This is a genomic window from Corynebacterium sp. c25Ua_47, assembly GCF_039907205.1.
In the GTDB taxonomy this organism is placed as follows: Bacteria; Actinomycetota; Actinomycetes; order Mycobacteriales; family Mycobacteriaceae; genus Corynebacterium; species Corynebacterium hiratae.
Map to the genome: position 1 here is coordinate 42,758 of NZ_JASBOH010000017.1, position 8,362 is coordinate 51,119.

Consider the following 8,362-nt stretch of genomic DNA (forward strand, 5'->3'; position numbering starts at 1 on the left):
GGATGGAACGGCATGATTTTGGCGATGCGCAGAGAAGAGTCTGCCAAGCGTGAAGGGGCGACCCCTCTTCGTCCCATGCGATCGTCGGCAGCCGGTCATGCGTGGGGATTGTTGCTCCATATATGTAGCGCTGGATGGTGCGCTGCGGCAGACGGATTGTTAGCGGCTACAGTTCTTCTTGTTGTCGGGGTTGTGGGCCATCTGTATCCGGTTTTGCTTCAATTACGTGTGCTCACGGATGCTCGGGGGAGGTAGTTCAATATCGGTGTCGTTGCAGCCTGCTTTAGGATGGCCGCATGGATACCGAATCTCTCCGCATCACGGTCGTCTTGTTTGAGGGCTTTGAGCTTCTCGACGTCTTCGGGCCCGTCCAGCTGCTTCAAGCGGTGCCTGATGTCGCCGTTGTTTTCGCAGGGTCGGATAGTGGGCCAGTTGCTAGCTCGCAGGGCGTGGAAGTAGTGCCGACAATCTCTTATGGGCAGATTGAGCCGGCCGACGTTCTCCTCGTCCCGGGAGGAAAGGGGACCCGGAAGCTCGTGGAAGACGAATCTTTTCTGACGTGGCTTCGTGAGGTGGGTGCGCAAGCGCCGGTGGTTGCCTCCGTGTGTACGGGTTCTGCGGTCCTGGCGGCGGCCGGGCTCTTGGAGGGCTACACCGCCACAAGTAACAAACGAGCGTTTGCGTGGGCGAGTTCCTTTGGAGGGACGGTGGACTGGCAGCCGGAGGCGCGGTGGGTGCACGACCGCAATCGATGGACCTCCTCAGGTGTTGCGGCGGGCATGGATATGACGGTCGCGCTCATTGCGCACCTTGTATCAGACAGTGCTGCCATCGATGCTGCCAACTTTGCGGAATATGATGCGCACCGCGACAGTGAGTGGGATCCTTTCGCGCGGCTTTATGGGCTGGTGCCGGCGAGCGGTGACGAAGCTGAGCGTGGGGACGTAACGTTCGGGCAATCTGGTGACGCTCACGGTAGATAAGAGGCTAAAAACTGGCGATTTTTGGCCACTATTTACCGTGGGCGTAGTTGGGGAGAGCCTGTAGGTATGCGGAGGTGAGCGGGCGGCGAGAGAGCGGAGTCGGAGTAGGTCTGGCCGAACACAATGTGACCCAATCCCAAACTATTTGTTATGCAAGTTACATTCCCGTGGTAGCCTTTCCCCAACAGTGTGACGTGGAGCACTGGGACTGACCCCTACGACAGGAGTACCCATGAACAGCCCATCGAATGCAGCGCCACAAGGAGGCGCTGGTACCGCGGAAAAGCCGAAGGCGAATTCCGTCAAGGCTGAGCAAAAATCGAGCCAACAGTCCAGCGGGGGGATGCTGGATAAGTTCCTCAATGGTGTCGAATACATTGGCAACAAGCTGCCAGAACCCTTCACCATCTTCCTGATTCTTTTCCTCATTACCGGTGTTCTCTCCACCATCATGGCGAAGATGGGCGTCGAGATTAAGGTGCCCGGATCGGATGAGATCCAGCCGGTCAAAGGTTTGTTCACCGGTGAGGGGCTGACGTGGTTCACCACGACAATGGGTGAGAACTACATCAACTTCCCGCCGCTGGTAACGGTGCTGCCTATCATGCTGGCGGTGGGTGTGGCGGAGCGCTCCGGAATGCTCTCGGCACTCATCCGTAAGCTCTTCGGTTCGGCGAAGCCGTGGCTACTGCCCTATGCAGTCGGCGTTATCGGCGTGACCGCCTCCGTCATGGCGGATGCCGCCTTCGTTATCGTCCCGCCGCTGGCCGCGATGGTCTTCAAGGCTGCGGGCCGTCATCCGGTGGCGGGTCTGATCGGCGGCTTCGCCGCCGTGGGTGCTGGTTATTCCACTTCCTTGGTGCCCACCTCGCTGGATGCACTTTTCGCCGGTATTACCACCGCGGTCATGGAGACCCTGCCGAATACCGAGTTCGCTCCGGTTAACGCCATGTCGAACTACTACTTCAATGTGGCCTCTTCCATCGTGCTGGGTGTGCTGGCCGGCTTCATCATCGATAAGGTCATCGAGCCGCGCATGTGGAAGCAGGAGGTTCCCACCGAAGAAGACATTGATCCCGAGGATGCCGCCGAGCGCGGCGACCGCGATGAAAACGGCGAGGAGCTCACCGCTGAGCTGCGCCCAGCCGAGTCCAAGGGCCTCATCTGGTCCGGTGTGGCCACGGTCATCCTCACCGCCATCATTCTCTTTGCAGTCCTTCTGCCAGAATCGCCGTGGCGCAATGAAGAGGGTGGCTTCTTGCCCAAGTCCCCGCTGCTGAATTCCATCGTCTTTATCGTGTTCGCCTACTTCTTGGTGCTCGGCGTTGTCTACGGCAAGGTAGTCGGCACGGTCAAGGGGATCACCGACGTTGTGAACATGATGATCGGTGCTCTCAAAGACATGATGAGCTTCCTTATTCTGGCCTTTATCCTGGGCCAGTTCGTGGCACTCTTTGCCTGGACCGGTATCGGCACCTTCACCGCAGTGAAGGGCGCGGCCTTCCTTGAATCCATCGGGCTTACCGGTTTCCCAGCTATTTTCGCCTTCATCGCACTCGCGTCCTGCCTGAACCTGTTGATTATTTCCGGTTCCTCCATGTGGACGCTCATGGCGGCAGTTTTCGTTCCGATGTTTGCTCTGCTGGGCTATGAGCCGGCCTTCATCCAAGGCGCATTCCGCGTCGGCGATTCCGCAACCCAGATCATCACCCCGCTGAACCCGTACATGATTGTCATGCTTGGCTTCCTCCAGCGTTATGAACGCGAGGCGGGCCTGGGAACCCTGATGTCGCGCCTCGTGCCCTTCGTGGTCCCATTCTTTACGGCTTGGGCGATCTTGCTGGCCATCTGGTTCTATGTGGACCTTCCGCTGGGACCGGGCAACAACGTCATGATTGGTTAAGCGCATGAACCAACGCAACAATCCATCGACAGCGTATTTGGAAGCGATGGAGGAGGGCGTCGCCAAGCGCGTGGCGTCTGCAGCACCACCGGAAAAACAGGGAGAGGACTACCCAGGCCAAGCGAAGCTCTGGGACGCGGCGGCCGCGCGGGCTGAGGCCTTGCGGGAGAAGGCCGCGCACATCGTCGCGGACCTGCACGCTCACCCTGAAACGGCCTTCGAAGAACATCGTTCCATGGCGGTACTCGCGGACATCGTTGAAGAGCACGGCTTCTCCACGTGTCGCGGGGTCTACGGCGTGGAGACCGCCTTCGAAGCTTCCTGGCAGAGTGCAGATTTTGACCCTGAACGGCATCCCACTGTGGCCATCCTGGCGGAATACGATGCCCTGCCTCAGATTGGGCACGCGTGCGGGCATAACGTCATCGCCGCAGCGGGCGTTACTGGATTCTTGGCGGCTACTGCCGTGTTGGACGACGCCCCTCCCGTGTCCGGCCGCATCCTCCTCCAAGGGACCCCAGCGGAGGAGGGGCATTCCGGCAAGGAATACATGATCCGCGGCGGCAGCCTCGAAGGAGTCGATGCCGCGGTGATGATCCATGGCTTTGGTTATGACATCGGCGCGCACGCCTGGGTGGGCCGCCGCATTCTGCACGTTACTTTTCGCGGCGTCGCCGCGCATGCGAGCTCCCAGCCCTTTATGGGGCGCAACGCGCTCGACGCTGCGAGCCTGGCTTACCAGGGGATTGGGCTTATGCGCCAGCAAATGCCGCCCTCGGATCGCGTGCACGCCATCATGGGCGGTGGCGATCGGCCTTCCATTATCCCGAGCGCGGCGGAAATGACTATTTACGTGCGCTCGTTGGGGACGCGCACACTCATGGATCTGTCCGCCAGGGTGGAAGACATCGTCCGGGGCGCTGCACTCATGGCCGGTGTTGAGGTGGAGCTTGATTGGGATGAGCATCCGATGACTCTGCCCGTGCGCAACAACGCGGCGCTGGTGGAGCGGTGGTCGGCCACGCAGGCGCGCCGCGGACGCACCGCGCTGCCCGCTGGGACGGTGCCGGATACGGTGGCTGCCTCGACTGACTTTGGCAATGTCTCTCACCTCGTGCCCGGTCTGCATCCGATGGTGAAGGTATCGCCAACTGACGTGGCCCTGCACACGGAGGACTTTGCGCGCTGGGCTGCCACGCCGCAGGCGGTAGATGCGGCCGTTGATTCGGCGGCGGGTTTGGCACAGGTTGCCCTCGACTTCTTGGCGGATCCGAATTTCCGCCGCGCGGTGCGGGAGGATTTTGATAGGGAAGGGCCAGTGTCGGTGAGTGATCTCATCGCGGAGAAGGGGGAAGGCTAAGCGTAAATATTTTGTTCTAAAAGGCATGTCACGGGGTGGCAGGTGGTGGTCTGCTACCCCCATCATGAATTAGGAAACATCAGCATGCTTGAAAGGTAAGCTTTACTTGAGTTAGGTTAGACGCTGCCCTTATTTGCCAACTGTGGTTAGCCACACCTAATATGCAAGGAAGCTATGTTTAACCTTTCTCGCCGTGCCGCGGGCACGACCGCCGCTAAATTTGCCGCTACTCTCTCGGTGGCAGCGCTTGCCCTCACTGGCTGCTCTTCCAGTCAGTCTGAGGAGACCGCTGAGCCGACCGAATCCGCGGCGGCAGGCGCGTCCACCATCACCGTGGAAGATAATTTCGGTTCAAAGGAAGTCACCCTGCCGGTGGAGAACCCTGCGGTGACGGATAACCGCGCTTTTTCTGTCCTGGCGCAGTGGGATATCGACCTTGCTGCCGCGCCGCTGCCGCTGGTCCCGAAGTCCCTGCGTGATACCTACAACAAGGACACCGTCGAGGTTGACCTGGGATCCCACAAGGAGCCGGACCTTGAAGGTCTGGTAGCTGCAGAGCCGGACGTCGTGTGGAATGGCCAGCGCTTCGAGCAGTACCAAGAGGACATCGAGAAGCTGCTCGAGGACGTCCCGGTGCTTGATTTCGAGCCGCGTGATGACGAAGATTTCTTCGACGAGCTCAAGCGCCACACTGAGGCCCTGGGCCAGGTTTTCGGCCACGAAGAGGATGCCGCTAAGCTCATCGAGGATTTCGACGCCGCTGCTGAGCGTGCTAAGAAGGCCTACAACCCAGAGCAGAAGGTCATGGCTGTGAACACCTCTGGCGGCGAAATCGGCTACATCGCTCCCGGTATCGGGCGCGTGTATGGCCCGGTCTTTGAGCTGCTTGGCCTGACCCCGGCCCTGGAGGTGTCCAACGCCTCCGATGACCACGAGGGTGACGACATCTCCGTTGAGGCCATTGCCGAGTCCAACCCGGATTGGATCCTCGTTATGGACCGTGACTCCGCTATCTCCAAGGAAGGCCAGGATGTCACGCCGGGCGAGAAGCTGGTCAAGGACAACGCGGCGCTCAAGAACGTAACCGCTGTAAAGGAAGGCAACGTTTACGTGGCGCCGAATGACACCTACGTTGATGAGTCCATCATTACCTACACCGAGATCTTGAACGCGCTTGCCGACGCCTTCGAGAAGGCCAACGCCTAAACAACCCTCGGCAGTGAAGGAGGAGGCTAAACCGTGACGGTGAAGAGCAACACTGCGGCCGAGCGCCCAGCTGTCGGTTCGCGCAATTCCCGCGGACCTGTGCTGACCTGGAAGCTAGGCCTCGGCGTGCTCGGTGTCATCGCGTTGCTCCTCCTTTCCCTCATGGTGGGGGAATACAGCATCCTCGATAATGAGGACGGCTGGTCGATGTTCTTCACCACCCGCATACCGCGTACCGTGGCGCTCGTCTTGGCGGGCGCCGCGATGGCAATGAGCGGTTTGGTCATGCAGCTGCTGACCCAAAACCGCTTCGTGGAACCCACGACGACGGGAACCACCGAGTGGGCCGGACTGGGCCTGCTCTTTTCTCTAATCCTTTTCCCGCACTCATCCGTGCTGGTGAAGATGGTTATCTCGGTGGTTTTTGCGTTCGTGGGAACCATGGTGTTTTTCGCGTTCCTGCGCCGTGTGGCGCTGCGCTCCTCACTCATCGTGCCGATTATCGGCATTATGCTGGGCGCTGTCGTTAGCGCAGTATCTTCCTACGTGGCGCTGGCCACGGATACCTTGCAGCAGCTCGGAATCTGGTTCATGGGATCCTTTACCTCTGTCTATGAGGGGCAATACGAGGTCCTATGGATCGTCCTGCTGGTTTTGCTGGCTGTGTATTTCTATGCTGACAAACTCACCGTCGCTGGGCTAGGGGAGGACATTGCCACCAATATTGGCCTGAACTACAAGCGGATGATTCTGTTGGGAACCGGGCTTATCGCGGTGGCGACGGGTGTAGTCACCGTCGTCGTTGGCTCCCTGCCGTTCCTTGGGCTCATCGTTCCCAACGTAGTGAGCATGTTGCGCGGCGATGACCTGCGCTCTAACCTCCCGTGGGTCTGCCTGCTCGGCATCGCCACGGTGACCTTGTGTGACCTCATTGGCCGCACCATTATCTCCCCGTTTGAGATGCCCGTATCAGTCATTCTGGGTGTTGTCGGTGCTATCGTATTCGTCGTCTTGATCGTGAGGTCGACCAAGTGAGTGTAAGTATCTCTATCCCTAAGACGAAGGAACCTGTGCAAACGTCACGTGCCCGGCGAAACGTGGGCAGCTTCCAGTCTGCTGCTGCGGCACGAAAGTACTGGATCATCCTCGCCGCCTTGATTGTTGCCGGTTTGGCCTTCGCCTTCGGGCTTTTGGCCTACGACAACCCGATGGAGTTTGGCACCCGCAAGTGGTGGCTGATCGCGCGTCGCCGCGCGGATGCGGTGACCGCCATGGCGATCGTCGCCGTATGCCAGGCCGTGGCCACGGTGGCTTTTCATACGGTGACGAACAACCGGATCCTTACTCCCTCCATCATGGGGTTTGAATCCCTGTACGTCGCGATTAATACAGCCACGATCTTTTTCCTTGGTGCCTCCGGCCTAACTCAGGCCCGCAACATGGGGACCTTCCTTGTGCAGCTTGTTCTCATGGTGGGCCTTTCCCTCGTGCTGTACTCCTGGCTGCTGACCAGCCGCCGCAACAATATGCATGCGATGTTGCTCGTGGGCATCATTATCGGCGGAGGCCTGGGCTCGCTCTCGACGTTTATGCAGCGCATGCTCACGCCCAGTGAATTCGACGTGCTCACTGCGCGGCTCTTTGGTTCCGTTAACAACGCGGAGAGCGAGTACTATCCCATCGCCATACCGTTGGTCCTCGCGGTGACACTGCTGATATTCCTGAACTCCCGCCAGCTCAACGTGCTAGCGCTCGGGCGCGATGCCGCGACGAACCTTGGCGTTAACCACAAGGTCAATGCAATCTACACGTTGATTTTGGTCTCCATTCTGATGGCGACGAGCACCGCGCTTGTAGGGCCTATGACCTTCCTTGGCTTCCTCGTGGCCACCTTGGCTTACCAGGCGGCGGAGACGTATGACCACCGCTTTTTATTCCCAATGGCGGTTGCCACGGCCTTTGCTGTGCTCACCGGCGCCTACTTCCTCATGCAGCACGTCTTCTACGCGCAGGGCGTGGTCTCCATCATTATCGAGCTAGTGGGCGGCAGCGTCTTCCTTCTGGTCATTCTGCGAAAGGGCAAGCTGTGATCAAGCTTTCCAATGTTTCGAAGTCCTACTCCGGCGAGACCAACATCGGTCCAATCGATTTGGAGATCCCCTCCGGCGGTATTACCGCGCTGATTGGGCCGAATGGCGCAGGCAAGTCCACGATGCTGACGATGATTGGCCGGCTTCTCGACGTCGACGAGGGCACCATCGAGGTCGCCGGTTACGACGTGTCCTCCACGAAATCGCAGGACTTGGCGAAGATCCTTTCCATCCTGCGCCAGGAGAACCACTTCATTACCAAGCTGACCGTGCGCCAGCTGGTGAGCTTCGGCCGTTTCCCTTACTCGAAGGGGCGTCTGACTGCGGAGGACGAAGAGATAGTCTCGCGCTACATCGACTTCTTCCACTTGGGTGAATTGGAGAGCCGGTACCTTGACGAGCTCTCCGGCGGCCAGCGCCAGCGCGCCTACGTGGCGATGGTGCTCTGCCAGGAGACGGACTACGTGCTTCTCGACGAGCCCCTCAACAACCTGGACATCTCACACTCCGTGGAGATGATGAAGCACCTGCGAAAGGCCGCTAAGGAATTTGGCCGGACGATCATCATCGTTCTCCATGACATTAACTTCGCTGCCCGCTATGCCGACTATATTTGTGCGGCCAAGGATGGAAGCATCGTTTCTTTCGGCAGTCCGGAGGAGATCATGCGCGATGAGATTCTCACGCCCATCTTTGAAACCCCCATCACTGTTATCGATGGCCCGGATGGGCTGTTGGCCTGTTACCACTAGCTATTAGCATTCAGGTGGACTGCCCGATAGTCAGAGAACTGCCCCAGGACGAGCATAAAAAGATGCGT

7 protein-coding genes are annotated in these 8,362 nt (G+C 59.2%); all 7 read left to right on the forward strand.

The features are described 5' to 3' along the window. The first annotated feature begins 296 nt into the window (after nt 1-296). The 7 genes from QKE52_RS12470 to QKE52_RS12500 all read left to right on the forward strand — a co-directional run bounded on the left by QKE52_RS12470 (nt 297) and on the right by QKE52_RS12500 (nt 8,294). Nucleotides 297-983, forward strand: coding sequence for a DJ-1/PfpI family protein (locus QKE52_RS12470; RefSeq protein ID WP_347948923.1), 687 nt, complete (start codon nt 297-299; stop codon nt 981-983). A gap of 232 nt (nt 984-1,215) precedes the next feature. Further along, nucleotides 1,216-2,886, forward strand: coding sequence for an AbgT family transporter (locus tag QKE52_RS12475; protein WP_347948924.1), 1,671 nt, complete (start codon nt 1,216-1,218; stop codon nt 2,884-2,886). Between the two features lie 4 nt (nt 2,887-2,890). Continuing rightward, on the forward strand, nt 2,891-4,246 hold the full coding sequence (locus QKE52_RS12480; RefSeq protein WP_175974694.1) for an amidohydrolase: 1,356 nt from the start codon (nt 2,891-2,893) through the stop codon (nt 4,244-4,246). A gap of 174 nt (nt 4,247-4,420) precedes the next feature. Next, nucleotides 4,421-5,452, forward strand: a complete 1,032-nt coding sequence (locus tag QKE52_RS12485; RefSeq protein WP_175974692.1) for an ABC transporter substrate-binding protein — start codon at nt 4,421-4,423, stop codon at nt 5,450-5,452. A 33-nt stretch (nt 5,453-5,485) separates the two neighbouring features. After that, nucleotides 5,486-6,487, forward strand: coding sequence for an iron chelate uptake ABC transporter family permease subunit (locus QKE52_RS12490; protein ID WP_046647508.1), 1,002 nt, complete (start codon nt 5,486-5,488; stop codon nt 6,485-6,487). A 35-nt stretch (nt 6,488-6,522) separates the two neighbouring features. Further along, nucleotides 6,523-7,542 (forward strand): iron chelate uptake ABC transporter family permease subunit, encoded by a 1,020-nt coding sequence (locus QKE52_RS12495; protein WP_046647510.1) that lies wholly within the window; start codon nt 6,523-6,525, stop codon nt 7,540-7,542. Beyond that, on the forward strand, nt 7,539-8,294 hold the full coding sequence (locus QKE52_RS12500) for an ATP-binding cassette domain-containing protein (RefSeq protein WP_347948925.1): 756 nt from the start codon (nt 7,539-7,541) through the stop codon (nt 8,292-8,294). The genes QKE52_RS12495 and QKE52_RS12500 overlap by 4 nt, the downstream gene beginning before the upstream one ends. Nucleotides 8,295-8,362 lie beyond the last annotated feature (68 nt).

What these genes read in the sequence shown, in the direction of transcription:
- QKE52_RS12470 (WP_347948923.1), top strand. Translation starts at nt 297, where the DNA reads ATGGATACCGAATCTCTCCGCATCACGGTCGTCTTGTTTGAGGGCTTT.
- QKE52_RS12475 (WP_347948924.1), top strand. Translation starts at nt 1,216, where the DNA reads ATGAACAGCCCATCGAATGCAGCGCCACAAGGAGGCGCTGGTACCGCG.
- QKE52_RS12480 (WP_175974694.1), top strand. Translation starts at nt 2,891, where the DNA reads ATGAACCAACGCAACAATCCATCGACAGCGTATTTGGAAGCGATGGAG.
- QKE52_RS12485 (WP_175974692.1), top strand. Translation starts at nt 4,421, where the DNA reads ATGTTTAACCTTTCTCGCCGTGCCGCGGGCACGACCGCCGCTAAATTT.